Origin of the sequence: Pseudoalteromonas sp. SIMBA_162 (assembly GCF_046535955.1) — a bacterium.
Lineage (GTDB): Bacteria > Pseudomonadota > Gammaproteobacteria > Enterobacterales > Alteromonadaceae > Pseudoalteromonas > Pseudoalteromonas marina.
Map to the genome: position 1 here is coordinate 177,795 of NZ_JAWJBQ010000004.1, position 26,492 is coordinate 204,286.

Below are 26,492 nucleotides of genomic sequence, written 5' to 3' on the forward strand. Positions count from 1 at the left end.
CAATAAAGAGATTATTTGTGATTATTCCAGCATTAGACGTATTACAAAATCAAATTGTTCGTTTATACCAAGGTAAATACGACACCGCTCAGTATTACCCTTTTGAGCTTGGTGCACGTTTAAAAGAATACGCCGACAGCGGCGCAGGTAAGCTGCACCTTGTTGATTTAGAAGGTGCACGCGATCCGAGTAAAAAGCAGTGGCAACATATTCAAGCGGCCACTAAATCACTTAACGTACCGTATCAAGTGGGCGGCGGTATTCGCTCAGAGCAAGATGTAAGTGATTGGCTAAAAGCCGGTGCAAACCAAGTGGTTATTGGCTCAATGGCGGTAGAAAAACGCGAGCAAGTAAAAGCCTGGATTGAACAATTTGGTGCAGAGCACTTTGTTATTGCCCTTGATGTAAATAAAACAGCTACGGGCTGGGCACCTGCTACGCATGGTTGGTTGAGCGAATCTGAGTTTGGTTTACTTGAGCTTGTTGATTTTTATGTAAGCTTGGGCGTTGTTGACTTTTTATGTACGGACATCAGTAAAGATGGCACCATGACTGGCCCATCGTTTGAATTGTATGAAGATTTAACTCGTCACAACAGCACCATTAAAGTACAAGCTTCTGGTGGCGTAAGTTCACTTGATGACATTAAAAAACTTAAAGAGCTTGGCGTAGGCGGCGTTATTTTAGGTAAGTCACTGCTTGATGGCGCATTTAGTGTTGAGGAGGCGTTGGCATGTTATCAAAACGCATAATTCCGTGTTTAGATGTTAAAGACGGCCAAGTAGTAAAAGGCGTTAAATTTAAAGGCCATGAAGTTGTCGGTGATATTTTAACAATGGCAAAAGCATACAGTGATGCTGGTGCCGATGAACTGGTTTTTTATGAGATCAGCGCAAGTGTTGAAAAACGCCTACTTGATGTTAACTGGGTAGAGAGCATTGCCCGCCATATTGATATTCCATTTTGTGTGGCTGGCGGTATTAAATCGGTAGCCGATGCAGCACGCGTTTTAGAGCGTGGTGCCGATAAAATAAGTATTAACAGCCCTGCTATTGCACGCCCTGAGCTTATAAAAGAGCTACACGATGAATTTGGTAAACAATGTGTTGTTGTAGGTATTGATAGTTTTTACGATGAAGTGACCGGCGAATATTTAGTATATCAATTAACCGGCGATCCTAATGCATCAAGCCGCACACGTTATAAAACCGAGGAATGGGTTAAACGCGTTCAAGACTTAGGCGCAGGCGAAATTGTTTTAAACTGTATGAACCAAGACGGCGTACGTAATGGTTACGACAACGAGCAGCTAAGTAAAATGCGCGCATTATGTAATATCCCGCTTATCGCATCAGGCGGTGCAGGTAGCATGCAAGACTTTGTAGACGTATTTAAACAAAGCGAAGTCGATGGCGCATTAGCAGCCAGTGTTTTTCACAAAAATGTGATTAACATTAGCGAACTAAAACAATTTTTAACTGATAACCAAGTGGCAGCAAGATTATGCAATTAACACAACAAAACCAAACCCAAGTTGATTTTGCTAAAAGCGAAATGATCCCTGCGATTGTTCAAGATGCTCGCTCTGGTGTTATTTTAATGCAAGGCTTTATGAACAGCGAAGCACTAAAGGCGACGCTTGAAAGTAACAAAGTGACCTTTTACTCGCGTTCAAAGTCACGTTTATGGACCAAAGGTGAGTCATCAGAAAACTACTTAAATGTGGTATCGGTTCATACCGATTGTGACTACGACTCAATTTTAGTGCTTGCTAACCCTGAGGGCCCAACGTGCCACTTAGGCACACAAAGCTGCTTTGGCGATGATGCTAAACCAAGTTTGAGCTTCTTAGCACAATTAGAAGATGTCATTGTTGAGCGTAAAAATGATGACCCATCAAAAAGCTACACCGCTTCATTGTTTGCTAAAGACTTAAGTCGTAGTTGTCAAAAAGTAGGTGAAGAAGGCGTAGAAGTGGCGCTTGCCGCAATGAAACACGATAACGATGAGCTTACTAACGAATCAGCTGATTTAATTTATCACCTTACTGTACTACTACAACGCCAAGGCTTAAGCCTAGAAGACGTAGTTAAGTGCCTTCAAGGTCGCCATAAATAACACCAGCTAATGTAAATTAAAAGAGGCTCATATTTTATGGGCCTTTTTATTTTCCCTTTTAGTTGAATAAGTTATGTGTGGTATAGTGCGAGGCTCAATTTATCGGTTACTGTGAACTATGAAAAACTATATTATTCTTCTTATTGTTGTGTTTATTTTAGCAGGCTGTACAAGCAAAACTAATCAGACTACAACTACAGCAACCACTATTACAACGAATCAGTCTGTAAAAACCACAGTAACACCCAGTGAATGTAGCACCATAAATAATCTTATAAGCAGTTATGAGTCTGGTTTTAATTCAATAAAAACAGATAAAGTGAATAACCAGTTTACTAACCAATGGCGCACTAACACTCATTTAATTGGATCAGCCTGTACTGTTACTTTAAATGAGTCTAAGCAGGTAAGTTACCAATGCCAAACGCCCATAAAAACACAAACGCATGCAGTAAAGTCGCATCAGATACTTGCTATGCAATTACGCCAGTGTCTATCAAAAACAGGTTGGTTTGAAAGCCAAAAAGAAACAGCAAGTTCAATTTACAGCACCTTTGTACTTGATACTAAAAATCCGGTTATTACACTTTCTACAATTCAAGAAGGTAATGGGTTTTCTACTCGCTTTGAAATTGCTCCACCGTTAGGATTTTAAAATGCGAAAAAACAATAAAAATACATCTAAATTAAAAAGTGACTGTTTAGGCATATGTGAACGTCGCAGCGGTTATTGCACTGGGTGCGGGCGAACTAATGAAGAAATATTCGATTGGATCATTCTCTCTCAGGATGAAAAAGATGCAATTTTAGCGCAGCCAAGAGCGGACTTAAAAAAGCCATAAATTTGCAACTGCCATGTAATACAGCCCTCTTACTATAAGTAAAAATTGTAAGAGGCATTAGGTATGGCAGCAATATTTGTAATTAATTTGGCACGCTCAACCAAGCGTTTAATACAAACCACAGAGCGGCTATCTGCAGTTAACTTAACGTTTAAGCGTATAGACGCTATTGATGGCAATAACTTAACTGATAAACAAAAATACCTTCATTACAGCCCACAACTAAACAAACAAAAGTACCACTACGCACTTAGCAATGGCCAAATTGGCTGCTATTTAAGTCATCGTAAAGCTTGGCAAAAAATAGTTGATGAGAAATTAAAATACGCAATTGTGCTTGAAGATGATTTTTATATTAATGAGTCTATTCATGATGCGATTAAAAATATTGAGCAGCTAAACCAGCCTTGGCAACTTATTAAACTTGCAGCCTATGAAAACCGCACACGCCCTATCGCCTATCAGCACAGCCTTAATAACCACCAGCAGTTAGTAATACATAAAAAACTAATGACCGGCTGCTGCGCTACAGCAATAAGTTATGAAGGTGCAAAACAACTACTTAAAGCCACAGCCCAATTTGGGCGCCCTGTAGATTGCGACTTGCAACATATATGGGAAACACAGGTTAATGGTTTTTCACTTATGCCATACCCAATTATGCAAGACGCCAACATAAAAAGTGACATTGCCAGCTGCACAACTAAAACACGAATTAAAAAAGCATTTTTGCGCCGTAAAATACAGCAGATTAAAAGCTGTATTTTTAATAAGGTTTATACAAGCGCCTTTGTAAAAAATTTAAACAGAATGAAACAGGAGCCACAAAGGCTCCAAGTTTAATTACTCAACGCTTATAACATCCTTAAAAGTTGAGAACCGGGTATGCCAGTTTGCGGTAATAACGCGGGGGTAACTGCAAATACGTCTGGAATTTTACTTTTGATTTCGTTCATCTTTTTGCGGTTATTTTGTTTATCATAAACATAGTATTTAAGGATATTTCCGTATACATCATCTTTTGCATCAACCTGCTCTAGAGTTTTTAATGCCTTATCGTAATCAGCAAGGTAAATATATGCCAGTGCTAAGTTATCAGCAGATCCAACATGTAGTTTCCCTCCAAGCTGTTTTGATAAATCTTCAAGCTCTACAACTGCAAGCTCATAACGCCCTAGCTGTATATACGCGGTTGCTAGTGAATTTTTTAAAAAGTAAGGCGGGTTACTACCAGGCTCATACCATTTTTCGTAAGCACTCAGTATATCTTCATATTGCTCAAGTTTAGCGTAAATGTGATTTAGCAGCCTAAAGCTTTGTAATTTGATTTCAGCTTCTTCAAAACCAGTAAGTTTATCTCTATTTAAGTGCCACTGTTGAATGCCTTGCGCAGCTTGGTTTAACAGTTCGGGGTTATCACTTTTTGCCCCTGCTGCACTTTTAAGAAGTTGTGCAAGTTGTTGATTATAAGCTTCACTTTTTACAGGTACCTGAGAAGTTCTACTACTTTGCTGTTTACTACCCGTATTACCATCTACAATTTGCGCTGCAGCTAAAGCACTAAAAGACATTGCCGCCGCAACCATAACCAAATATTTACTTTTCATTGTTTTTTCCTTGTTTAACATTTTGATCCTCTGAATATTAAAGCTCTTAGAATGAGCAATATTCAAAAGTGGGGGGGTAAAAAAGTTGTTTTTGCTTGTAACGTTTTGCTTCTTTAGTAATAAACTGGCTAAATCTAATTGGTATTTATCTTTTAGCTTTTCCATACACAACTCGTCACAGCTAAGTTCAAGTTGCTCCCGCGCTAAACTAGTTAACTTTAAGCAGATAGGGTTCCACCAAAAAACGCTTTCTGTAAAACAAATAAGCCACGTCCAATAAATATCACCTTGTTGTAAGTGAGTTACCTCATGTTGAATAACTGAATTTAATTCTTCACGATTCATCATCGACGACTCTAACCAAATAACAGGCTTTATTAATCCGGTAGCAAAAGCTGGCTCTGTATGGGTTGTTAGTCTAATTGGATACTGATTTTTGATGTGTTTAAGTTCAGGACTTGGCTTTGAGTTAATGTATAAAGTTTTTATAAGCTTTACGTATAAGCCCATGCGTAATAAAAACAATCCACAACCACTAATAAGCAGAATAATAAAAATATTATTAAGTGATGGAACAAAGTCCCATAAACTCTGCTTACTTAGTAGCGTGTTCGGAGTCGTTGTTTGTATGGTATCTGGAATTAACACTTTTATATCGGGAACAATTTGCGCCACATTAAATGTGTAGCGTTCTGCTCCTTCAAAAAATGATAACTGAGATAAGTATTGCCAAGGGACAAACCAACATGCCAAGGCAATCATCAAAAGGTAAAAGTTTAATCGTGCAGGGGCATTTTTTAACCCCTTTACTGTAAGTAAAATACATAAGCTAATAAGTGTGCTGGTAAATAAATAATCCGTCATTACCCTCTCCTTTAATCTAACTTCTTATTTTTTAAAAGCGTTTGTAAGTATTCAATATCTTCGTCGTTTAGCTTTTCTTCTTTAATAAAGTGAGCAATTAAACTACGGGAATTGCCTTTAAAAAATCGTTGCATAAAACTAGGCATAGCTTGCTCCGATAACGTGTCTTGAGTAACGATTGTTCTAAAAACAATAGCTCGCCCTTCAAGCCCACAGCGCTCTATAGCGCCTTTTTGCTCTAGCCTATCAACAATGGTTTTAACCGTTGTATAAGCTACTTTTTTATCTTTTTGCTTATCTGATAAAAGTACTTTATGTAGTTGACTGGCGGTACAGGGTTCTTCCTGCCAGAGAAGCTGCATAATATCCATTTCAAAATCACTAAGTTTCATTGTTGCTCCTATTACTACACTTGTAGTGGTACTGTTACAAATGTAGTAGTAAGTAATCTTAGTGTCAATACAAAATTGACATATGAATAAAAAACAGACGGTAGAAATATAAAAGTCTTAGGAAGGTTTTATAATAAAGGCATATAAAACAATGAGGTATACTTATTAATCGATTTTAGAAAAACATAAAAAACGAGAGTGTATTTTCAACTAACGCTTTTTATGCTTTAAAGTTTTTTATGAAAGGTAGTGAGGTAACTATGCTTTATCGAGCGCTTGGCTTACATCCGCAATTATGTCCGCAATGTTTTCAATACCAACCGATAGGCGAATTAAATCGCGGCTCACACCTGCGTTTGCAAGCTCTTCATCATTTAATTGGCGGTGTGTAGTTGACGCTGGGTGACAAGCCAGCGATTTAGCATCGCCAATATTAACTAAACGCAGGATCATATTAAGCGCATCAATAAAGCGCGTGCCTGCTTCAAGGCCGCCTGCGATACCAAAACTTAAAATGCCTGAGGCTTTACCACTGGTGATTTTTTGGCTCATTGCATTATATGGGCTTGATGTTAAACCAGCGTAGTTAACCCAAAGAACTTTAGGGTGATTTTCTAAGTATTCAGCCAGTTGCTGTGCGTTTTCGCAGTGGCGATCCATTCGTAAGCCTAAGGTTTCAAGGCCGATTAAAATGTCAGATGCGTTTTTAGGGGCAAGCGCTGCACCAGTATTTCTAAGTGGCACTACTCTACAACGACCAATAAAGGCTGCTTCTGCAAAGGCATCGGTATAGACCACATTGTGATACGACGGATCGGGCTCATTCATCATTGCAAAGCGTGTGGCATTGGCTTTCCAATCAAATTGACCTGAATCAACAATCATACCGCCAATAGCTGTACCGTGCCCGTTTATGTACTTTGTCAGTGAGTGAACCACTATATCGGCGCCTAGCTCAAATGGCCGGCATAAATACGGGGTAGCCACAGTATTATCAACGATAAGTGGGACACCTTTGCTATGAGCAATCTTAGCTAAACGCTCAATATCGACAATATTACCTGCAGGGTTACCAATGGACTCACAAAATACTGCGCGGGTGTTGTCATCAATGGCATCCTCGAATGCGCTAAAGTCATCAGCCTTAATCATACGCGCTTCAATACCTTGGCGGGGTAATGTATGGGCAAATAAATTATACGTACCGCCATATACTTGGCTGGTGCTGACAATATTAGTGCCTACTTCACATAAGCATTGAATCGCATAGGTAATAGCTGCCATGCCCGAGGCTACCGCTAGCGCGCCAATGCCCCCTTCCATAGCAGCAATACGCTGTTCAAGCACAGCATTGGTTGGGTTCATTATGCGAGTGTAAATATTTCCAGGTACTTTTAAGTCGAATAAATCAGCACCGTGTTGCGTGTTATCAAACGTGTAAGATGAGGTATTATAAATAGGTACTGCTGCTGATTTCGTGGTTTCTTCAGACTCGTAACCATGGTGCAGTGCTAATGACTCTAATTTCATAATTAATTCCTTTGGTAAATTATTAAAACATACCATTTAAGGGTAATTAAATGCACGTAAAAATATAAAAACAAAATAAAGAAATAATATAATCAATAAATACACAATCTATGATTAAACTAGTTAATTTTATTTTAGAGTGCCTGACAGCTAATACTAGAGGATGAACTAAACTTGTTAATTCTTATTGTCTATTAAATTATCACCTCAATACATAGCAGACGCTGAATGTGAAGTGCTAATATAACTCGACCGATTTAAGAGCCATGGCACAGTAAAAACCCAACAAATACGCCTTCATGCTGCTGTATATGGAAGTAATAAATTAAACGAAGTCTTAAATCGATTTATGTTTGAATTAGAAAACCATTTAAAAAATGTTATTTAAACACGGTAGTTACATCGCACCCGTTACAAGGTTTACTGCAAGTTAACTATAAAAACGTATCGAAAAATCAATGAGGTCCTGCTCAGGTATTGGTTTACTAAAATAATATCCTTGAGCTAGATCGCAACCAAGTTCTTTTAATATTGTGAGTTGTTCTTTTGTTTCTACGCCTTCAGCGACAACTTTTAACCCTAAACCATGTGACATGGCAATTGTTGCTTCTACTAAACTGTAATCCTCATTATTTTTTGTAATCCCATTTATAAAACCACGGTCTATTTTTAGTACATTAAACGGGTACTTCCTTAAATAACTTAACGAGGAATAACCTGTGCCAAAATCATCCATTGACAATATAACACCTAAATTTGTTATATCGTTTAATGTGTCAGTAATGCTGGACTCTCCACTCATTAAAACACCTTCTGTAATTTCAAGTTCAAGACTTTGAGGTTCAATGTTCGCATTTGATAACGATGTTTTGATAAAGTTGAACAGGCTCAGGTCTTTAAATTGGCTAGGAGATAAATTTACTGCAATTGAAAAATTTCTGTTGAGCTGTTCTACGTTATTCCATCGATTGAGTAAACTAAGTGACTCTTCAATAACAAACTCACCAATAGATATGATCACGCCTGTTTTTTCTGCAATAGGGATAAACTCATCTGGTGCCACACTTCCTAGTACAGGGTTTAGCCACCTGAGTAATGCTTCTGCCCCTATAATTTCGTTCTTTTTAACATCAAATTGCGGTTGGTAATAAAGAATGAATTCATTGCGCTGCAAAGCACCTCGCATTTGCTCTTCTATTGTTAAGCGTCGTTGGATTACAGTATTCATTTGATTAGTAAAAAACGAGTATGTATTTCGACCCAGAGCTTTGGCTTGATACATTGCCGTGTCGGCGTTTCTTAATAAGTCAGACACAGATTTGCCGTTATCTGGAAACATTGCTACCCCAATGCTAATTGTTAACATTAACTCTCGCCCCTCAATTGTGAAAGGTTCTCGAAAATTTTGCAGGAGTTTTTCGGCAATACCCACAGCATTTTGTTGAGTGGAAATTCCTTTTGACAAAATAATGAATTCGTCGCCACCTAAGCGACCAATTGTGTCAGCTTTTCTTAATGCCCTTTGTAAACGATTGGCTGTTTCAATTAAAACTTTATCGCCTGCTTCATGACCTAGTGAATCGTTAATTTTTTTAAAATCATCTAAATCTAAGAAAAATACTGCTGCTTTTTCATCATTACGAGTCGCCTCAACTGTTAGCTGTGATAAACGGTCAAGAGCGAGTAAACGGTTTGGTAATTGTGTAAGACTATCGAAATAAGCTTGCTTACGAATGAGTTGCTCTGATTGGTGTTGTTCGGTTATATCTCGAATAATTATCATTATTTGGTCGTATTTTAAAACTTTGTTAATTCTTGCTTCAAAATACACCTGCCCTTGAGGAACGGACAGCTCATATTTAAACGTTACAATTTCATCTTGTTCAATTGCTTTTTCTATGTAAACTTCAAACTTTTTAGCAACACTCTTCGGTAAAATATCAAGCATATTATTACCAACAAATTGGTCAGGGGAGACATAGAGGGCATCTTGATTATTAGCATGGTAATCGATAATTATTCCGTTGTAGTCCATTAAAAAAAGCAAGTCTGGGATTGCTTCAAAAATGGTTTTTAGCATTTGTTCTTTAAATGTGGCAATGGCTTGGGCTTTTTTTACATCCGACAAATTAATGTCCATACAATACATTTGCTTGTTTTTAAATTCATTTTCAAACATTGCGTGGCTTGAATAAACGTATATGTCAGTTCCATTTTTATGTTTAAGTAATATTTCTGCAGCAGGGATTGCTACGCCTTCATTGATCCACTTTGTATGAGCCTCAATTACCATGTCTCTCATAGGGGCTGGTACTATTAGTTCTTCTAGCTTCTTTCCAAGTGCTTCCTCTTGTTTATAGCCATAAAGGAGTTCACTTCCTTTGTTCCAATACACAACTCGTCTTTGATCATCATAACCTTGCACTGAGATTGAATTAACACTTTCAAATAATTGGTGCAATGAATCGTTAGTTACAAACTGTTTAGATAATTGATTCACAATTGAGTTGGCAGTCATGCTGTGACTATCTCCTTTAAAATTTCCTTATTTTATAATAGAAGTTAATTGTTGAATTTCCATACACATATATTTAAAAAATAAGCTTAGGTTTATTATTAATTGTTGGAGCAATAAAAAAGGAGCCTTAGCTCCTTTATTACTATTTTTAAATCCTATTTAGTATCATTAGGATGCTCAACACCCATCCAAGCTTTGAAAAGGGCTTTTTGTTTCTCACTTGCTTGTAAATTAGCAGTTAACTTTTTAGGTTTATCAAACTTTTCCGTTAATACTAATGTGAGGCTTTGTAATGCATCACGACGAATAAAGTCAATAACCACTTTATCACCAGGTTTAAACGTCTCAAGGCTAGACTTTAAATCTTTATTAACATGGAGCTTATTAATAGCTACAATTTTATCGTTAGTTGTTAAGCCTGCTTTCCACGCGCTACCACCGCGTTGAACATGCGTTAATGTTAAAAGCTGGCCGGTATTTTTAGCCACTGCATCTATGCTGGCAATAGCCTTAGCACCTTTCGGCCGCTCTAAAGTCAAACCTACTTTATTAAGCAACTCGTCAAAATTAATATTTGCAGGTGAGTCAACATGCTCTTCCCACCAATTTGAATAATCGAGACCTGTCAGGTTTTGTAAAATGCTTAGTACATCTTTTTCATCAAAGCCCGCTGGTAGCTTATGATTGTTATATAGTGCTTTATGCACATCACGGTAACTTACTTTACCCGCTGTTTTTTCTAGTAAGTCAATATCAAGTACCATTGATAACAATGAGCCTTCTGAATATATGTTGGTACTGTAGTTGCGTCCGTGATCCCCACCTTGGTTAATCCATTTATCAAAACTCGTTTCACTGGCACTTTGAACTTCTCTGCCTGGTGTTTGTAAGTGTCTATTTATGGTTTTTGTTAGGCCTTTAAAAAACTCATCTGTCGTTTCAATGCCTGAACGCACTAATAAATGATCCTCAAAGTAGCTTGTTGAGCCTTCTGCAATCCAAAGTAATTTTGAGTAATTCATATTGGTGTAATCGTAAGGTACCAATCCATTTGGACGATATGCTTTTACATTCCAAGTATGAATAAACTCATGAGCTGCTGTGCTTATGAAACCTAAATAATCTTCACGAGAGCCAAATCGATCACGCGGCCTTTGAATTATGGTCGAATTTAAATGCTCGGTTGCACCACCAGCGCCAGAAGTAGCATGCACCATAAAAACGTAGCGCTCATATGGGTAACTATCCCAAATTACATTACCGGTTGTTACCAGCTTTTTAAGATCACGCAACATTAATTCAACGTCGTAGTTACCCTCTCCCCAAATAACTAATTCGTACTCACGTCCATCAACGTTAAATGAGTGAAGTTGGTTAATACCTGTTTCGATAGGCGAGTCCACAAGCACATCGTAATTAGCTGCCTTGAACGAATGAGTAGAATCTAAATTATCCATTCCAGATACTGAACGCCACTGCTTTGGAACATCTAAATTAACCGTTACAGGCTCTTGTCGAAATGATTCGCTAAACATAAAAAAGCCAGAAGCGTCTATAAAAGCGTGGCTATCATCAATATGGCGAGCACGTTTACCAAGCTCGTTTGCATAAACCTGGTACCCTACACTTATTTCTGTGGGTGTATCAATGTGAACACGCCATGTGCTGTGATCGATTTTTTCCCACTTTAAGGGGTTACCCTCTTTATCTGTTGGGTTAAAGTAACGAACGCCATTGGCAAGATTTAGTATTTCATAACGACCGGTGCGCCAAGAAGGTAATTTAATATCAAGATGGGCTTGTGCTGATTTAGGGAATTGAACGCGCACATCACCAAGATGATGTTGAGGCTCGTCAATACTCAATGAGTAGTTAACATCTGCAAATGCAGATGCAGATAACGCAGCACAAATTGATAAAACTAATAACTTTTTCATAGAAACCTAATTAAGACCTTAATTGTGCTCAAGGTTAACAAGCGTACATTTAAATGTGAATTAAAAGCGATAAACACTCATGTATACGAGTTTGTACGCACTAGGTTAATAAAATTATAGAGTTTTTACCGAGATAACTACACTTAATATAAATTTGTTGTAGACTTAGAATAATAAAATTACAAATCATGGTGGCTTGCCTAGGTGTCAGAAAAATCTACTGCTACAGAGAAAAAACTTAAACAAGCAATTGGTGCGCGCATGGCACTTGAAGACGCGCGAAAACATCAAGTAGACACCCTCTCTATTTTCTCATCTAAACTATCTTTAGCCTGTAAAGGTCTAGACACGGAGCTAGATAACAGACTTGCTAACTTTAGAAGCGCATTAAATAAAGGCGTTGGTTTTGACGATTTATCCCCTTTAATCGACGAAACAATAGAGCTGTTAAAAAAACAAGAAGCCATACAACTATCACAACAACGTGACCTGCAAGAAAGTGTTTTATCTGCTGGCAGACAACTACAAAAAATCAAAGGCTTGCCAGAGGGTACACGCCGCTCGTTAAGAAACTTACTAGATCACGAAATGAATAACGTCCACTCCACTCATGACTTTATTCCGCTACTAGAAAAATTAATAAGCTTTTATCATCAGGCATTAAACACAAAGCTACGTGCTGATAGCAATATTAGCTGTGAGGCCACGCCTGCACTAGCGCAAAAGCTGCTTGAACTCGCTAACGACTTAGTTCTTGAAGATGAAGCAACTGTAGAAATTAAACGTATTAAGAGCATTATATCTGAAAGCGATAATTTAGGTTCTTTGCTCGATACGGCCATAAATATAATTACTGTTGTTGTTAAAAATATAAATAAAGAACGAGAATCAGCGCAAAGCTTTTTATCGTCGCTTAACCAAACAATTGAAGAACTACACAAATCAATAGTCGCTACAAGTAAGCACTCAACCTCAATGGGGACTGAGTTTGAAAACCTAAATAAAAGTATTAAAAGTAAAATAGAAAGCTTAAACGAAAAAACACAATCTGCGACTTCTATTTCATCATTAAAAGAGCTTGTTGATAATGAGTTAAAGTCGTTAACTCAAGACTTTATGGCAAAAGAAAAACTAGAACGCGAAGACAGAGAAATACTTGTATCTAGTTTTAATGAGATTAATGGCCGTATTGGCACGCTTGAAACAAAGCTTACAAAATACAAAAAACGCTTAAACGATCAACGTTTTAAAAGCCTGCTGGACGGGTTAACAAAATTACCTAATAGAGCCGCTTTTGACGAACGTTACAATCACGAAATGCATTTATTTAATGTTCAGCAATCAAATGTTACGCTGGTTGTCATCGATGTTGACCACTTTAAGTCAATAAACGATAGATTTGGCCACACAGCTGGCGATATAACGTTGCAAGTTATTGCAAAAGCATTACAAAAATCGATAAGAAAATCTGATTTTATAGCGCGATATGGCGGTGAAGAATTTGTCCTATTAATGAGCGAAACCACTGTTGATAATGCAGTTGCACCGCTTGAAAAACTCAGAAAGGTTATAAAAAACATCCCTTTTAAATTTAAAGACAAGCAAATTGAAATAACTATCTCCGTAGGCGCTACACAATTAAAAAAAGGGGATACGCCGATTAAAGCTTTTGATAGAGCCGACGACGCTCTTTATGAGGCCAAAAATACAGGTAGAGACCGCCTTTGTATAAGTAAATAATGTCATTCGATTATAAATATTGTAAATGTATGACTCAGTAGTAATTTACATAAATAGCAAGGAGTACGCCCATGTTAATACAGTTAAACCCAACTGGTGTATTAGATTTACTATCTCAGTTAGAGGTTGATTTATTAGAACAATCTTCTACCAGCGAACGTTATAAATTATTTAGAAATTGCGTGTTGGCGGTACTCAATGTAGGCAGCCACACAGACGAAAGTTCGCAAATATACGACAAATATAAAGACTTTGATATACGCTTACTCAGCCGAGAGCGCGGTATAAAAATTGAACTTGAAAACCCTCCAAAAACAGCCTTTGTAGATGGTGAAATAATCACCGGTATACACGAACATATATTTTCAGTTATTCGCGATATTTTATTTATTTGTCAAAAGTACGAAAAAGACCTGCAAGAACAAAAAGCCATAACTCATATGGTGTTTGATATGCTCAGAAATGCGCATGCACTTCGTGTAAACAGCGAGCCTAATATGGTGGTTTGTTGGGGTGGACATTCAATAAACGAAACTGAGTACAAGTACACCAAACAAGTGGGTTATGAACTTGGCTTGCGTGGATTGAATATTTGTACTGGTTGTGGACCTGGGGCAATGAAAGGTCCAATGAAAGGTGCCACCATTGGCCATGCTAAACAACGTATTAAAAACAATCGTTATTTAGGGTTAACAGAACCCAGCATTATTGCAGCTGAACCCCCTAACCCAATAGTAAACGAACTCGTTATTTTGCCAGATATAGAAAAACGATTAGAAGCATTTATACGCACAGCTCATGCAATTATTATCTTTCCAGGTGGTGCGGGCACTGCCGAAGAACTATTGTACTTACTAGGGATTTTATTGCATCCAGATAACGAAAAGCAGTGTTTGCCCGTTATTTTAACAGGACCAAAACAAAGTAAAGATTACTTTGAAAAACTCTGTGAATTTATCGAAATGACACTCGGCAAAGAAGCATTAGACAAATTTGAAGTGATTATTGATGATCCGAGTTTAGTAGGTCAAAAGCTAAAATCTAAAATGGCCAATGTACGCGAGTATAGAAAAAGTGAAGGCGATGCGTATTACTTTAATTGGACGCTTAAAATTGATCACGATTTTCAGCAGCCTTTTGCACCCACACATGAAAATATGGCAAGCTTAGACCTACATTTGGATCAACCAAAACAGCAGCTTGCAGCAAATTTACGACGTGCATTTTCTGGTATTGTTGCGGGTAATGTTAAAGATGAGGGTGTAAGCGCTATTAAACAACATGGACCTTACACTCTCAGCGGCGAGCCTGCCTTAATGCAAGATATGGATGTACTTTTACAGGCTTTTGTTGATCAAGGTCGTATGAAACTTCCTGGTAGTAAGTATATTCCGTGTTACAAAATAAAAGCATGAGTCGTATAGTTTGAAACCCCATTTATTATTAATTGATGCGCTTAATTTAATTAGGCGCATTTACGCAGTTGATGCAAATCAAAAACATAGCAACGAAGAGGAATTAGTGCTTACGTGCAGCGAGCGTGTAGCTCAAGCATGCAAAAAAATGCTTCGCATAACGGATGCAACACATGCAATTGCGGTATTTGATGGGGATAAAAGTTGGCGTTATCACTTTTATGAACATTATAAACACTCCAGAACCCCAATGCCTGAAACGCTAAAAAATGCTTTGCATCATTTTAAATCAGCAATAGAGGAAATCGGCATTGTTTTTTTTGAACCAATAAATGATGAAGCTGACGATATTATTGCCACCCTTGCTTGCAAAGCTGCTGATAATAAAATCACGAGTACTATCGTATCCACTGACAAGGGATTTTTACCGTATTTAAACAGTGAAATACATATTTACGATTACTTTAAAAGGCAGCATTTAGATGAACCTGCAATACATGAACGCTTTGGGGTAGATAAGAATAAACTCGTCGACTTTTGGGCGCTTGCAGGCGATAAAACGAATGATATACCTGGCGTTAAAGGCGTTGGTATAAAATCAGCTCAACAGCTTGTTAATAATTACACCTCTATAAATGAAGCATTGAGTGATGAATTACTTAATTCAGGACTACGCAAAAAACTTGAAACCAGTATGGATATGTACGTTATCTCCAAACAATTGGTTAGTTTAAGAACAGATATAAATTTAGGGTTTAGTTTAAAGCAGCTCAGGCTTAATTAGTCGCAAGTAAATAGCGTGTATTTATAGCAAAACGTATACTAATACCCGTGGTAGTATTTAAGGTAAATAGTGTTGAAAAAGTTTATACGGTATTTAATTTTAGGGTTGGGGCTATATGCGCTCATTGCAACTTTGGTGATTGCTTTTTACAAAGATGATCCTCAAGCTATGATTTGGCAAGATCGAGAGTCATTTAACAAGCGCTACATTGAAAAACTTTCGCTAGATTCTCAAACTACACTCAATACCGTACTTGATTATCTTGGTAGCCCAGACCTGACATTTGCTAAGCGGGATAACGAACAAGTATTACAGATTATTTTTTATCGTACTCAGCATATTACGTCAGACGGGATAACGACAATGGATGAATGCACAGGTTTATTATTTAAAAATGGCCAGCTCATTTTATGGGGACCTAGTGCGTACAGTAAATATCAGGAAGAAGTTAGGTGAAGGCATAATGGATGAGCCTCTTGCGAATCGTTTAAAGCAGCTGCACGAAAATACGCAGCGTTTTTTAACCGGCTATAATAACAAAGAGCAATGGCAAGCCTTATACCCTATGGCTTGTAAATTAGCTGAACAATATAGAATCTTATACGAACACTGCCCTAATGCACTGTTGTCTAAATTAACGTTATTTAATCCTCAATACAGCTATTCGACTAATTTAGTTATAAGCCAATGTGTAATTACCGCCGGCTTATGCGCTAGCCAAAATTACGATAAAAAACTTACCGAACTTTATATTAGCGCTGCGCTTGTGGAGCATATATGTGTTTGTTCGCAGTTAAATAAGCTAGCTGAACAGTCTAAATTTAGTGCCAATGATAAAAAAATTTGGCAGCTTCGCCACCAATTTGCAGCAAAAATAATGTTGAGCTGCGGCAATAGCGCAGCCCCTATTACACATATACTGGCTAAACTAAATAAATATAAGCAAGCCCTTGTAAACACGCCTAAAACAATGCTTTACGATGGTGGAATTACGCTTGTTGCATTAGCTAATATAATAGCAATGAATATAACTCATACCCCTGCTAAAAAGCACATAAGTTTTTATCAAGCTTTGGCCGATTTATATTTGCGCACGCCAAATCTGTTTGCACAACATTTGGTTAAGTCTTACGTGGCCGACGTGGGACCCTTTTTAGCTGGTAGCCGAGTTATATATCAAGATCAAAGTATGGTTTATTTAGCTACGGACAAACAAAACCGACACATTTTAGTTAACTCAGAAAATAAACAGAAATTAGCTTGGTATAGAATAAAAGCGTCACTAAAAGACAATCCCAAACAATGGAAGTGTGCAGATAAAAAGCTTATATACAGTGTATGGAACAGTGAACATATTACTATTAACGAGCCAAGCAGTTTAGATAAACCAAGGCAACTAATTGAGTTAATTAGTCAAATTAAAGTTAACCAAGAATATAGTTTTAAAGGTTTGAATAAAATAATGGGTCATCACCCTGAGATTATTGCGCGAGTATGTGAAGCCGTAAAACCTTATAATAAAGAACATCAAGCAGCTAAAGATCTCCGCCATAGCTTGTCGATGGTTGGATACAATAATGCACCTGCGATTATTCAGCGCGTTGTATTTGAGCAATTGGTGAATTCAACACCCCATCCACTACAAAGATTTATAGTAAATCGATTAGACAGCTTAGTAAAAATAATGGCTTTATTGGTAGCACCTAATAAGCAGTATCAATTTGAGCACATAACTTTACCTCTGTATGCATATACTCATTTTATGTTAACCCAATGCAGTAGTCGCTTGACACGAAAAGTAGCTATTGATGAAGTGCCTAACAAAACGCTAAGTGCACCATTTAGTGCATTTTTTGGTGTAGAAAGTATTAAAAATGAACACATCGAATCATTGTTTTCACAATTGCTGAGCGATAACCCTTGGGCAAACACATTGTTACAGGCAGAGCACACAGCAAAAAAACAGCTAACAAATAAACATAAGCTATGGGTCGCTTTAAAAGTAATTGCGCAACAGGTTTTCAAACCAGAACTAAAATTAACCCCATGGCAACAGCAAACTCTCAGTGAACAACTAAGCTTAAATGGCTGGAATGAAGAGCGCACTTTTTACGACCAATTAGGAAATCTACAAATATATAACAATATTTAGTTCGGTTATTACCATTATAAATACAGATTATACCCATTATTTATTCTATAAACTGGCAAAATAAGCGGTAAATTGGTATAAATGCGCCCTTAAAATTTTCAACCATTCACATAAATGACCTAACAAGCAGCTACTCTCTCAGAGTAGTTATTTATGTGCACATCAAACTCTTTAAAGGAAAAGATAATGGCCAAACAAACCATCACAGTGATCAAAGGCGACGGCATCGGTCCTAGCATCATCGACTCAGCACTTGAAATACTAAAAGCCGCAGGATGCGATTTTGATTATGAATTTGTTGATGCTGGCCTAGCCGCTCTAGAAAAAACAGGTGAGTTACTTCCACAAGAGACAATTGATACAATTGCTAAAAACAAAATCACACTTAAAGGCCCGTTAACTACCCCTGTAGGTGAAGGTTTTACGTCTATTAACGTAACACTGCGCAAGCAATTTGGCTTATACGCTAACGTACGTCCAGTAAAATCATTTGTAGGCACTAAAGCACGTTACGATGATATTGATATCATCACTATTCGCGAAAATACACAAGGTATGTACTCAGGTGCTGGCCAAGTAGTGAGCGAAGACGGTAATGAAGCAGAAGCAAAGTCTGTAATAACGCGTGAAGGCGCTGAAAAAATCGTAACATTTGCTTATGAGCTTGCGGTACGAGAAGGCCGTAAAAAAGTAACAGCGGTTCACAAAGCGAACATTTTAAAATCTACTTCTGGCTTATTTTTAAAAGTTGCTCGTGAAGTAGCTGAGCGTTACCCACAAATTGAATCAACAGAGATGATTGTTGATGCAACGTGTATGAAACTTGTAATGACACCAGAAGAGTTTGACGTTGTTGTAACGACTAACTTATTTGGTGATATTTTATCAGACCTATGTGCTGGCTTAGTAGGCGGTTTAGGTATGGCACCAGGTGCAAACATTGGTGAAGATGCTGCAATTTTTGAAGCTGTGCACGGTAGCGCACCAGATATCGCGGGTAAAAACCTAGCAAACCCTACCTCAGTAATTTTAGCGTCTATTCAAATGCTAGAGCACTTAAACATGGGTGACACAGCGGAGCGAATTCGTAGCGCTGTTGCTGATGTAATTAAATCAGGTGACCGTACTACACGTGATTTAGGTGGCAGCCACGGAACAACTGATTTCACACAGTCAGTGATCGACCGCCTGTAATTTAACAAAACGTTCAAAAAAGCCAGCATTTTTGCTGGCTTTTTTATGCCATTTAAGCGCGTTTAAATCTAATTGAAATTAACAACATAAAAATTAATAACCCGCCAAGCGCCCCTCCACTGGAGCTTGAACCGCTATTAGTTTGAGATTGTGCTACCGTTACGGATAATTCATCACTAATAACCTCTCCCGTAATTGTGTCGGTTATAGTTAAAGTAACAGAATAACTGCCCGCATTTTGATACGTATGACTTGGGTTTTGAACTTGAGAAAGCTCACTGCCGTCACCAAAATCCCAGCTATAAGTATAATTTTTAAACCCACCTATCGCATCAGCGTTAAATTGGACCGTTAAATTATTTGTTGAAAAACCGGTATTAACTGCGAGTGGAACATTGACGTTTACATTTACGTTTTGAGATACCGACATTCCTTGGTCGTCAGTCACTGTTAGCGACAATAAATAATCACCCGAGTGTAAATAGTCATATGAAATGGCTTGTGATGCTAGCGAACTGCCATCGCCTAAATTCCACAAATAACTGTATGGTGCTAACCCTCCTGCAACTTCAGCTTTTGCCGTTAGTAGCCCTTGTGTTATTTCGTAATCAATTTCAGTGATACTCAGGGGTGCGGCAATAATGACTGTTGTTGTTGCTACCTGCTCTTCTTCACCGTTGCTTGCCGTAAATGTTACATCATAGCGTCCGTAACTCTCAAAAACGTGCGAAGGGGATAACTCAGAACTTGTTCTGCCGTCACCAAAATCCCAAGTAAACGTATCAGATGGCGAAAGCGTCAATCCATCAACTGTAAAATCTGCTGTGAAATCTGAGAGTGAGTAACTAATGCCATTTGATGGCTCGTAATTTAATAATATTTCTATGCTTTGATTATCGTTTTCTTGGTTTGTGAGCGTAAAACCAAAGCCAACTTGTGGTAATTTAACACCCGATTCAGCTTGTTCTGCAAAGCCATAGTCCATCTCGTCACTAAAAGAGCTGATAGCAGATAAATCGTCATCTCCTAGCCCTGCTCGTTGAGCATAAAGGCTAAATGCGGCATCTCTTATTTGAATAGCGGTATTTGCTGGTGATTGCGTGCCTCCTTTATTGATAGCACGCTGATCTGCGTCAACAACCAATGCAAAACCACTACCGGGGTGCTCAGTTGTATTGTTATCAGTGTGCGACTCATCGCTGTACCACAGTAATAATCCCGGCGAGTAACCTTCTTTTTGTAATCCACTATCTATACCCGAATAGTCACGTAACTGCAGGTAGTAGTAAGATGGCATAGCAAATACATAACTTCCTACTTTTGCAAACCCGGATAAGGTCGTATTACTTTGAGTTTCTGCGTTATTTTGCCAAATTAATGAACCATTTTGCTCAATGCGCATATCGTCAATAACAAAACCATAATAATGCGTATTAGCGTCTGTTAAGTATTGTACTTGTAACTCTATTGTTTGCCCTGCATAAGCAGATAAATCAAATTGATGCGTTAAGTATCCGTTAGGAAGTTGTGCATCAGGATTTAAAAATGAATCACCTGTAATATAAGGACCAATATTGCCATAGAAAGGGTTAGTAGGTTGCGTATAGTTACCCGCGATTGGCACACCATTAACCTTTATTTGAACTAAGTCATAATCTTGCTCAATGCTATAAAAAGCAACAAAGCTCAGCATAAGCGATTCTGTCGTGCTTGGTAAATTAATGGTGTTCACTAAGCGAGTATTAAGATTATCGCCGGTATTTGAATAATATTGAAAAACGCCTTCGACTGGCGTTTTAAATTTTTCAAGCCTTGGTGGCAATGTGACCTTTACTTGGCTTTGTGATTTAGACGTACTTGATGCGTTATTAATCACTTGCACTGGGTTCGTAACAACCTCATCCATATCAAGGCTAAGCTGGTTTACCCAGTTACCTTGGTAGCGTGTTTGAAGATACTCCAGCGCATATGGGCTAAACATTACTGGCTCAGACCCGCGTGGTGAACCCGCCCACGTACCTGACGACATAACCGACCATGAAGCGACAGGCTCACCTACCGTATTAGACTGTAAATCGTATTCATCCTTTAAACCTAAATCGTGCCCAAACTCATGAACAACAACACCAATGGCGGCATCAATAGGGTTTATTGTGTAACCAAATAGCTTTATATCACTCCCAACAACTTCAGTTGGTTGGCTATTTTCGTCTAAAACATAATAACGATGTGACCAAATTGCATCTGTTGATAAATAACCCCCGCCCGACTCCTCACCAATACTAGAATGAAAAATCATAACATGATCGATTATCCCATTTGGTTCGTCGGTAATACCATCACCGTCTATGTCATCAAGATCAGTTAAGTCATAATCAGCCAAATTAATATTAAATTGTGCAACCGCTTTTTCAACAGCTTCTTTTACAAGGCTCGGCGCATTTTTATCTCGGGTAGAGCCTAAACGTTCACCATAAAATTTAGCGTTATTATTTGCAGTTACCCACCCGTAAACTTGCCCTTCAAAATTAAGACTGTTGCCAGAAGCCGCTTTATAATAATCGGCCGCCGATAAAAGAACCTGTCCGTCAGGGCCTTCATAGCCGTTAGTGTTAAACAGCATCTGCTGGTAATGATCTGGGGAGTAGTCGGTATAAAACATATCAGTGTCTTGGGGAGTTAACTGGTTTTCGTCGTGCTTTAAATCAGGAAAATCAACTAAAATAGTTAATACTTTAACTGTATTAACTCTATCATCTGGTGTTAACCCCGCTGAAAAACTAGATTGTTCACTAGGTAAGAGCCCCTTTTGTATTGAGTTATATGTCGATAAACGAGGTAGCTGACTAAACCCATTTTTTAACGCTACTTGCACAGGTGATTTGTTATTGATGTATTCATTGTAAGACGCTTCTAACTCATCGGAAGTTAAGTCTTCTTTTTTATTAAGCCAATACAAAATTCGTTCTTTGTTGGTCACACCTACATCGTGCGGAGTAGATGTTTTAGCTACAGTTATAGAGCTAAACAACGTAGTAATAAGAGTAAGTAACGCTATTTTGTTCACTGTATATTCCTCAAACAATTTGTTAAGCACATCATACCTAATAACAACTATTTAAACATGTTATAAACCAGCTTAAAGTATACGTAAGCAATCTATAATTGCTTACTACTAAAACAACAGCAAACAAAGCAAAAACAAGCGCACTGCATATTATCTCCCTAAAAACTTCAAATTAAACGCACAAAAAGCAACAAACCACTAAAAAACAATAAAAAACGAATTTAAAATGCAAAAAACAACATTCAAGGTTGACATAAACACTTAAAACACTTAAAAATAAACCCATATAAAATTTCACACCAAAGCAGTGTTTTGCTGAGTAGAGTAAATAACTATGAAAACACAATTTAACCTTCTAGTCGTTCTCGTACTGGTCTTAGTAATAAGCCCAGCGGGGATGTATTAAAAGGTAATACTGCTTTTTAAAAACCCCCGCACCACGCGGGGGTTTTTTTATGCACAAAAAAAGCGCAGAGGAATGAGGATGAGCAAACAAGAGTATAATGGCTCTGAACTAGTCGTTCAGGCATTAAAAGAATTAAAGGTAAAATATATATTTGGCTACCCAGGTGGCTCAGTATTAGATTTATACGATGCACTTTTTCAACAAAATGATATTGAGCACATCTTAGTTAGGCATGAACAAGCAGCAACACACATGGCTGACGGTTATGCACGTGCTACTGGTGAGGTCGGTGTTGTTCTTGCTACTTCAGGCCCTGGTGCTACAAATTGTATAACCGGTATTGCAACTGCATACATGGACTCAATTCCGATGGTTGTATTATCTGGGCAGGTACCTACTAGTCTAATTGGTGACGACGCCTTCCAAGAAACAGACATAGTGGGTTGCTCTCGACCAATTGTAAAACACAGCTTTAACTGCAGAAGTGCGCAAGAAATACCTGCAATCTTGGCAAAAGCTTTTTATATTGCCAGCACTGGTCGCCCTGGGCCTGTTGTTGTTGAGCTGCCAAAAGATATGCTTAATCCTGCTGTCAAATTTGAATACGACTTCCCTGCAACGACTGAACTTCGAACTTACAGCCCAAATACCAAAGGCCATTCAAAACAAATTAGAAAAGCAGTAGCCGCTATATTGGAAGCTAAAAAGCTAGTTATATATTCTGGGGGGGGCATTATCATCTCAAACACCTCAGAGCAATTAACGCACTTAGTAGAATCATTGAATGCACCTATTACCAACACTTTAATGGGTCTAGGTGGTATTTCAGGGGTTCACCCTAATTTTATCGGTATGCTCGGGATGCATGGCACGCTAGAGGCCAACAAAGCTATGGCAAATGCCGACGTTATATTGGCATTAGGCGCTCGCTTTGATGATCGGGTTACAAATAACGTTAAAAAGTTTTGCCCTAATGCGACTATTGTTCACGTAGATGTAGACCCTACCTCTATTTCTAAAACCATTAAAGCGCATATACCTGTTGTAGGTTGTTTAGACACTGTACTTAAACAACTTCAAGATGGAATAGACAAAAGTACAATTCAAATAGATCGCAGTGCACAAGAAGATTGGTGGCGACAAATTATTAGCTGGCGTGAACAAAAATGTTTGGGTTACAAACAAAGCCCTTCAGAAAAAATCAAGCCTCAAGCTGTTATTGAGGCGCTTTATAAAGCAACTGACGGCGAAGCCTACATCAGCTCTGATGTAGGGCAGCATCAAATGTTTGCAGCACAGTATTACCCATTTAAATACCCTCGCCAATGGATAAATTCAGGCGGATTAGGCACTATGGGCTTTGGTTTACCGGCTGCCATGGGCGTTAAGCTCGCATTTCCTGATAAAGAGTCGGTGTGCGTAACTGGCGATGGTTCTATTCAAATGAACATTCAAGAGCTTTCTACGTGCTTGCAGTACAACTTAGCCGTTAAAGTCGTCTCTCTTAACAACCGATCATTAGGAATGGTACGCCAATGGCAAGATATGGTGTATGGCGGTCGTCATTCATCATCTTACATGGACTCACTACCTGACTTTATAAAATTAGTTGAAAGCTATGGACACGTAGGCATTCAGGTAAACACACTTGACGAGCTTCAACCCGCGATTGATAAAGCAATGAGCATAACGGATCGTCTTGTATTTTTAGACATACTAGTCGACGAAAAAGAACATGTGTACCCAATGCAAATTAAACTAGGTAGCATTGACGAAATGTGGTTACGTAAAGGAGTTAAAGCATAATGCGTCGTATTTTATCAATATTATTAGAAAACGAACCCGGTGCACTATCTCGTATTGTTGGACTATTTTCACAACGAGCATACAACATTGACAGCCTAACAGTAGGTACTACTGACGATCAGTCTTTATCGCGTATTACCATAACAACAATGGGTGATGACCGAATTGTTGAACAAATTACCAAGCAAGTGAACAAGCTAGTTGATGTATTAAAAATTATTGATTTAACAGAAATGAGCCACATTGAACGAGAACTACTCCTTGTAAAAGTATTTGCACAAGACGAAACAACGCGTGCCGCAGTTACTCGTGTAGTAGATGTGTTTAAAGGTGATATTTTAGATATGGGCCGTCAGAGTTACAGCTTACAACTTGTGAGCAGCACAGACAAAATAGAATCATTTTTAGATACGCTGCGCCATGAAACAGATATCATAGAAGTTGTACGTTCAGGTGCAGTTGGAATTGGTAGGGGCGATAAAGCCTTAAAAGCATAACTTTTCAAATACTGAGCCGTTACATTACGGCTTTTTCAATACAAAAAAAAAGGGCTTATTAGCCCTTTTTTCAATTAATTTGTAAAACCAATTATAGGTTTACTTGGTCTTTAAGACCTTTACCTGCTTTAAAGCTTGGGATAGTTGCCGCTGCGATTTGGATCTCAGCACCCGTTTGAGGGTTACGGCCTGTGCGTGCAGCACGTTCTTTAACTGAGAAAGTACCAAAACCAACTAATGCTACTGAATCACCTTCTTTAAGTGCAGAAGTTACAGCGCCAGTAAATGCGTCAAGAGCACGTGTAGCTGCGGCTTTAGAAATTTCCGCGTCAGTAGCAATTTTTTCAACTAATTGAGCTTTATTCATTGTTAGATTCCTATTCGTTATTATTTTGCCTTCGCAAACCTATCTTTATGTATTTTTTAAAAGTTAGCAACAGCAAATTGCAATTTTTAGTTAAAATCTTATAAAACACATAAAATTATATTAATTTCCGCTAAAATACAGCATCTTGTGTTAACAAAGACTTAATTTTTGTACAATTTTGGTGCATGTTAATCAGCATATAAAAACTATATTTTTTCGATAACTAAGGTCACTTCCCCGACCTCGACACCAAACTTAACAATAGATGTGCGGTTAATCAAGCGCGATTGTGTTACCAAGTACATCCAATCATCAAAATTAACTTCTAAAGTACTTCCGTCATAAGGGAGTTCTACGTTGTAGTTCCAATGAAATACACTGCCATCGCTTTTACCTTGTGCAACGCCAAGAACGTCTGCAGCAGTCCCTGTAAGGGTGTTATCGTCATTAAGGGTTATTTTCCAGATACGTTTTTGTGTTTCACCATCATCATACACAAAGTCTTCTTCTATGACGCCCTGGTTGCCCTCCCACGTAGCGTTCATATCAACGACTAACTTACGGGTTAACTCACCTTTAAAGTCTTGCACTACACCGTAAGCTTTTAATTTGCCGCTAAAGAAGGTTTTAAAGTCAAAATTGGGAGTTGTTTTACTGTAGTGTTCTACATTAGGCGCTGAGCAACTAACCAAAAAAAGTGCAAATACACACACAAAAATCGTTTTTAACGCGTTATTAATAATCATTTTAATTTCCTAATAGTTTTTTTCTTAAAGCTGGCTCTGACGTATTTTTACCTAACCAAATAGCTAAAAAATCACTTGAAAACGCAACATCATCAATTACGCCAACCTCGCTATCGTTATGCAAAAAAGTACTCTTGCCTTCTTTATCAGTTATCAGCGTTAACGAATCACCTTTACCTATGTTTGGCCAAATAGACAAAAGCACCTCATCGTACTTGCCGACTAGATTTTTTTTACCTATGTGCTCCCACTGCTCATTGGTTGCTTTAACTATATCTTTGGCGTCAAAATCACGTAAATAAGTCAGCTTAAATTTGACAGGGTGTTCACCCAAAGCATAATCGCCGGAAGGGGTATATAAGGTGGCGTCGTAAACATCCCAAAACAAGTATTCCATTCTACCCTCGCCCACTTTGCTAAATTCAACATTAGCAAAAGCAGAAGTAGACAATAAAAGACATAAAACAGTTATGGTTATGATTGATTTCACAATTAAAGTCCTTCTTTAAA

At 38.1% G+C, this 26,492-nt stretch carries 23 protein-coding genes; 14 read left to right on the plus strand and 9 right to left on the minus strand.

Annotated elements, in window-relative coordinates:
* The first annotated feature begins 17 nt into the window (after nucleotides 1-17).
* The 6 genes from R0J88_RS04730 to R0J88_RS04755 all read left to right on the plus strand — a co-directional run bounded on the left by R0J88_RS04730 (nucleotide 18) and on the right by R0J88_RS04755 (nucleotide 3,803).
* A complete protein-coding gene (locus R0J88_RS04730; protein ID WP_410899246.1) occupies nucleotides 18-752 on the plus strand; it encodes a 1-(5-phosphoribosyl)-5-[(5-phosphoribosylamino)methylideneamino] imidazole-4-carboxamide isomerase in 735 nt (244 codons plus the stop codon).
* The gene (gene hisF, locus R0J88_RS04735; RefSeq protein ID WP_211001113.1) at nucleotides 734-1,513 is read left to right on the plus strand and encodes an imidazole glycerol phosphate synthase subunit HisF; all 780 of its coding nucleotides are present in this window, start codon (nucleotides 734-736) and stop codon (nucleotides 1,511-1,513) included. Before R0J88_RS04730 ends, hisF begins: the two co-directional genes overlap by 19 nt.
* Complete coding sequence (gene hisIE / locus R0J88_RS04740; protein WP_410899247.1) at nucleotides 1,504-2,118, plus strand: bifunctional phosphoribosyl-AMP cyclohydrolase/phosphoribosyl-ATP diphosphatase HisIE; 615 nt, start codon at nucleotides 1,504-1,506, stop codon at nucleotides 2,116-2,118. The genes hisF and hisIE overlap by 10 nt, the downstream gene beginning before the upstream one ends.
* Before the next feature lie 118 nt (nucleotides 2,119-2,236).
* Complete coding sequence (locus tag R0J88_RS04745) at nucleotides 2,237-2,773, plus strand: hypothetical protein (RefSeq protein WP_410899248.1); 537 nt, start codon at nucleotides 2,237-2,239, stop codon at nucleotides 2,771-2,773.
* A gap of 1 nt (nucleotide 2,774) precedes the next feature.
* Entirely contained in the window at nucleotides 2,775-2,960 is a 186-nt protein-coding gene (locus R0J88_RS04750; protein WP_410899249.1) for a DUF1289 domain-containing protein, read from the plus strand.
* Between the two features lie 63 nt (nucleotides 2,961-3,023).
* Entirely contained in the window at nucleotides 3,024-3,803 is a 780-nt protein-coding gene (locus R0J88_RS04755) for a glycosyltransferase family 25 protein (RefSeq protein WP_410899250.1), read from the plus strand.
* 11 nt (nucleotides 3,804-3,814) lie between these two features.
* On the opposite strand, the gene R0J88_RS04760 is transcribed toward R0J88_RS04755, so the two are convergent.
* The 5 genes from R0J88_RS04760 to R0J88_RS04780 all read right to left on the minus strand — a co-directional run bounded on the left by R0J88_RS04760 (nucleotide 3,815) and on the right by R0J88_RS04780 (nucleotide 11,808).
* On the minus strand, nucleotides 3,815-5,431 hold the full coding sequence (locus tag R0J88_RS04760; protein WP_410899251.1) for a M56 family metallopeptidase: 1,617 nt from the start codon (nucleotides 5,429-5,431) through the stop codon (nucleotides 3,815-3,817).
* Between the two features lie 11 nt (nucleotides 5,432-5,442).
* Nucleotides 5,443-5,823 carry a BlaI/MecI/CopY family transcriptional regulator gene (locus R0J88_RS04765; RefSeq protein WP_039037384.1) on the minus strand — a complete coding sequence of 127 codons (381 nt, stop codon included), beginning with the start codon at nucleotides 5,821-5,823 and terminating at the stop codon, nucleotides 5,443-5,445.
* A gap of 258 nt (nucleotides 5,824-6,081) precedes the next feature.
* Entirely contained in the window at nucleotides 6,082-7,353 is a 1,272-nt protein-coding gene (locus R0J88_RS04770) for an O-acetylhomoserine aminocarboxypropyltransferase/cysteine synthase family protein (RefSeq protein ID WP_410899252.1), read from the minus strand.
* Nucleotides 7,354-7,783: 430 nt separating this feature from the next.
* A complete protein-coding gene (locus tag R0J88_RS04775) occupies nucleotides 7,784-9,871 on the minus strand; it encodes an EAL domain-containing protein (RefSeq protein WP_410899253.1) in 2,088 nt (695 codons plus the stop codon).
* 155 nt (nucleotides 9,872-10,026) lie between these two features.
* Nucleotides 10,027-11,808: a M61 family metallopeptidase gene (locus R0J88_RS04780; RefSeq protein ID WP_410899254.1), complete on the minus strand. Its 1,782-nt coding sequence runs from the start codon at nucleotides 11,806-11,808 to the stop codon at nucleotides 10,027-10,029.
* Nucleotides 11,809-12,012: 204 nt separating this feature from the next.
* On the opposite strand from R0J88_RS04780, the gene R0J88_RS04785 reads away from it, so the two are divergent.
* From R0J88_RS04785 to R0J88_RS04810, 6 genes are all read left to right on the plus strand, one after another.
* Nucleotides 12,013-13,548: a diguanylate cyclase gene (locus R0J88_RS04785; RefSeq protein ID WP_410899255.1), complete on the plus strand. Its 1,536-nt coding sequence runs from the start codon at nucleotides 12,013-12,015 to the stop codon at nucleotides 13,546-13,548.
* A 71-nt stretch (nucleotides 13,549-13,619) separates the two neighbouring features.
* The gene (ppnN, locus tag R0J88_RS04790; protein WP_058429242.1) at nucleotides 13,620-14,963 is read left to right on the plus strand and encodes a nucleotide 5'-monophosphate nucleosidase PpnN; all 1,344 of its coding nucleotides are present in this window, start codon (nucleotides 13,620-13,622) and stop codon (nucleotides 14,961-14,963) included.
* Between the two features lie 10 nt (nucleotides 14,964-14,973).
* A complete protein-coding gene (gene xni / locus R0J88_RS04795; protein WP_410899257.1) occupies nucleotides 14,974-15,747 on the plus strand; it encodes a flap endonuclease Xni in 774 nt (257 codons plus the stop codon).
* 69 nt (nucleotides 15,748-15,816) lie between these two features.
* The gene (locus tag R0J88_RS04800; protein ID WP_033019488.1) at nucleotides 15,817-16,203 is read left to right on the plus strand and encodes a DUF3192 domain-containing protein; all 387 of its coding nucleotides are present in this window, start codon (nucleotides 15,817-15,819) and stop codon (nucleotides 16,201-16,203) included.
* Nucleotides 16,204-16,210: 7 nt separating this feature from the next.
* Complete coding sequence (locus R0J88_RS04805) at nucleotides 16,211-17,899, plus strand: hypothetical protein (RefSeq protein WP_410899271.1); 1,689 nt, start codon at nucleotides 16,211-16,213, stop codon at nucleotides 17,897-17,899.
* Between the two features lie 186 nt (nucleotides 17,900-18,085).
* Nucleotides 18,086-19,093 carry an isocitrate dehydrogenase gene (locus R0J88_RS04810; protein ID WP_006793428.1) on the plus strand — a complete coding sequence of 336 codons (1,008 nt, stop codon included), beginning with the start codon at nucleotides 18,086-18,088 and terminating at the stop codon, nucleotides 19,091-19,093.
* 52 nt (nucleotides 19,094-19,145) lie between these two features.
* Here R0J88_RS04810 and R0J88_RS04815 read toward each other — a convergent pair whose 3' ends face one another.
* Nucleotides 19,146-22,160, minus strand: a complete 3,015-nt coding sequence (locus R0J88_RS04815; RefSeq protein WP_410899258.1) for an immune inhibitor A domain-containing protein — start codon at nucleotides 22,158-22,160, stop codon at nucleotides 19,146-19,148.
* A gap of 484 nt (nucleotides 22,161-22,644) precedes the next feature.
* Here R0J88_RS04815 and R0J88_RS04820 point away from each other — a divergent pair, with 484 nt between their 5' ends.
* Nucleotides 22,645-24,372, plus strand: coding sequence for an acetolactate synthase 3 large subunit (locus R0J88_RS04820; RefSeq protein WP_410899259.1), 1,728 nt, complete (start codon nucleotides 22,645-22,647; stop codon nucleotides 24,370-24,372).
* Nucleotides 24,372-24,869: an acetolactate synthase small subunit gene (ilvN, locus tag R0J88_RS04825; RefSeq protein WP_006793425.1), complete on the plus strand. Its 498-nt coding sequence runs from the start codon at nucleotides 24,372-24,374 to the stop codon at nucleotides 24,867-24,869. Before R0J88_RS04820 ends, ilvN begins: the two co-directional genes overlap by 1 nt.
* A gap of 91 nt (nucleotides 24,870-24,960) precedes the next feature.
* Here the strand turns inward: ilvN and R0J88_RS04830 are convergent, their stop codons facing one another.
* From R0J88_RS04830 to R0J88_RS04840, 3 genes are all read right to left on the minus strand, one after another.
* Nucleotides 24,961-25,236: an HU family DNA-binding protein gene (locus R0J88_RS04830; RefSeq protein ID WP_006793424.1), complete on the minus strand. Its 276-nt coding sequence runs from the start codon at nucleotides 25,234-25,236 to the stop codon at nucleotides 24,961-24,963.
* A 206-nt stretch (nucleotides 25,237-25,442) separates the two neighbouring features.
* On the minus strand, nucleotides 25,443-25,982 hold the full coding sequence (locus R0J88_RS04835) for a DUF3833 domain-containing protein (RefSeq protein WP_006793423.1): 540 nt from the start codon (nucleotides 25,980-25,982) through the stop codon (nucleotides 25,443-25,445).
* A 1-nt stretch (nucleotide 25,983) separates the two neighbouring features.
* Complete coding sequence (locus R0J88_RS04840) at nucleotides 25,984-26,463, minus strand: chalcone isomerase family protein (protein WP_410899272.1); 480 nt, start codon at nucleotides 26,461-26,463, stop codon at nucleotides 25,984-25,986.
* Nucleotides 26,464-26,492 lie beyond the last annotated feature (29 nt).

What these genes read in the sequence shown, in the direction of transcription:
- hisF (WP_211001113.1), top strand. Translation starts at nt 734, where the DNA reads ATGTTATCAAAACGCATAATTCCGTGTTTAGATGTTAAAGACGGCCAA.
- ppnN (WP_058429242.1), top strand. Translation starts at nt 13,620, where the DNA reads ATGTTAATACAGTTAAACCCAACTGGTGTATTAGATTTACTATCTCAG.
- hisIE (WP_410899247.1), top strand. Translation starts at nt 1,504, where the DNA reads ATGCAATTAACACAACAAAACCAAACCCAAGTTGATTTTGCTAAAAGC.
- ilvN (WP_006793425.1), top strand. Translation starts at nt 24,372, where the DNA reads ATGCGTCGTATTTTATCAATATTATTAGAAAACGAACCCGGTGCACTA.
- R0J88_RS04770 (WP_410899252.1), bottom strand. Translation starts at nt 7,353, where the DNA reads ATGAAATTAGAGTCATTAGCACTGCACCATGGTTACGAGTCTGAAGAA.
- R0J88_RS04820 (WP_410899259.1), top strand. Translation starts at nt 22,645, where the DNA reads ATGAGCAAACAAGAGTATAATGGCTCTGAACTAGTCGTTCAGGCATTA.
- R0J88_RS04835 (WP_006793423.1), bottom strand. Translation starts at nt 25,982, where the DNA reads ATGATTATTAATAACGCGTTAAAAACGATTTTTGTGTGTGTATTTGCA.
- R0J88_RS04805 (WP_410899271.1), top strand. Translation starts at nt 16,211, where the DNA reads ATGGATGAGCCTCTTGCGAATCGTTTAAAGCAGCTGCACGAAAATACG.
- R0J88_RS04780 (WP_410899254.1), bottom strand. Translation starts at nt 11,808, where the DNA reads ATGAAAAAGTTATTAGTTTTATCAATTTGTGCTGCGTTATCTGCATCT.
- R0J88_RS04745 (WP_410899248.1), top strand. Translation starts at nt 2,237, where the DNA reads ATGAAAAACTATATTATTCTTCTTATTGTTGTGTTTATTTTAGCAGGC.
- R0J88_RS04765 (WP_039037384.1), bottom strand. Translation starts at nt 5,823, where the DNA reads ATGAAACTTAGTGATTTTGAAATGGATATTATGCAGCTTCTCTGGCAG.
- R0J88_RS04760 (WP_410899251.1), bottom strand. Translation starts at nt 5,431, where the DNA reads ATGACGGATTATTTATTTACCAGCACACTTATTAGCTTATGTATTTTA.
- R0J88_RS04750 (WP_410899249.1), top strand. Translation starts at nt 2,775, where the DNA reads ATGCGAAAAAACAATAAAAATACATCTAAATTAAAAAGTGACTGTTTA.
- R0J88_RS04810 (WP_006793428.1), top strand. Translation starts at nt 18,086, where the DNA reads ATGGCCAAACAAACCATCACAGTGATCAAAGGCGACGGCATCGGTCCT.
- R0J88_RS04755 (WP_410899250.1), top strand. Translation starts at nt 3,024, where the DNA reads ATGGCAGCAATATTTGTAATTAATTTGGCACGCTCAACCAAGCGTTTA.
- R0J88_RS04830 (WP_006793424.1), bottom strand. Translation starts at nt 25,236, where the DNA reads ATGAATAAAGCTCAATTAGTTGAAAAAATTGCTACTGACGCGGAAATT.
- R0J88_RS04775 (WP_410899253.1), bottom strand. Translation starts at nt 9,871, where the DNA reads ATGACTGCCAACTCAATTGTGAATCAATTATCTAAACAGTTTGTAACT.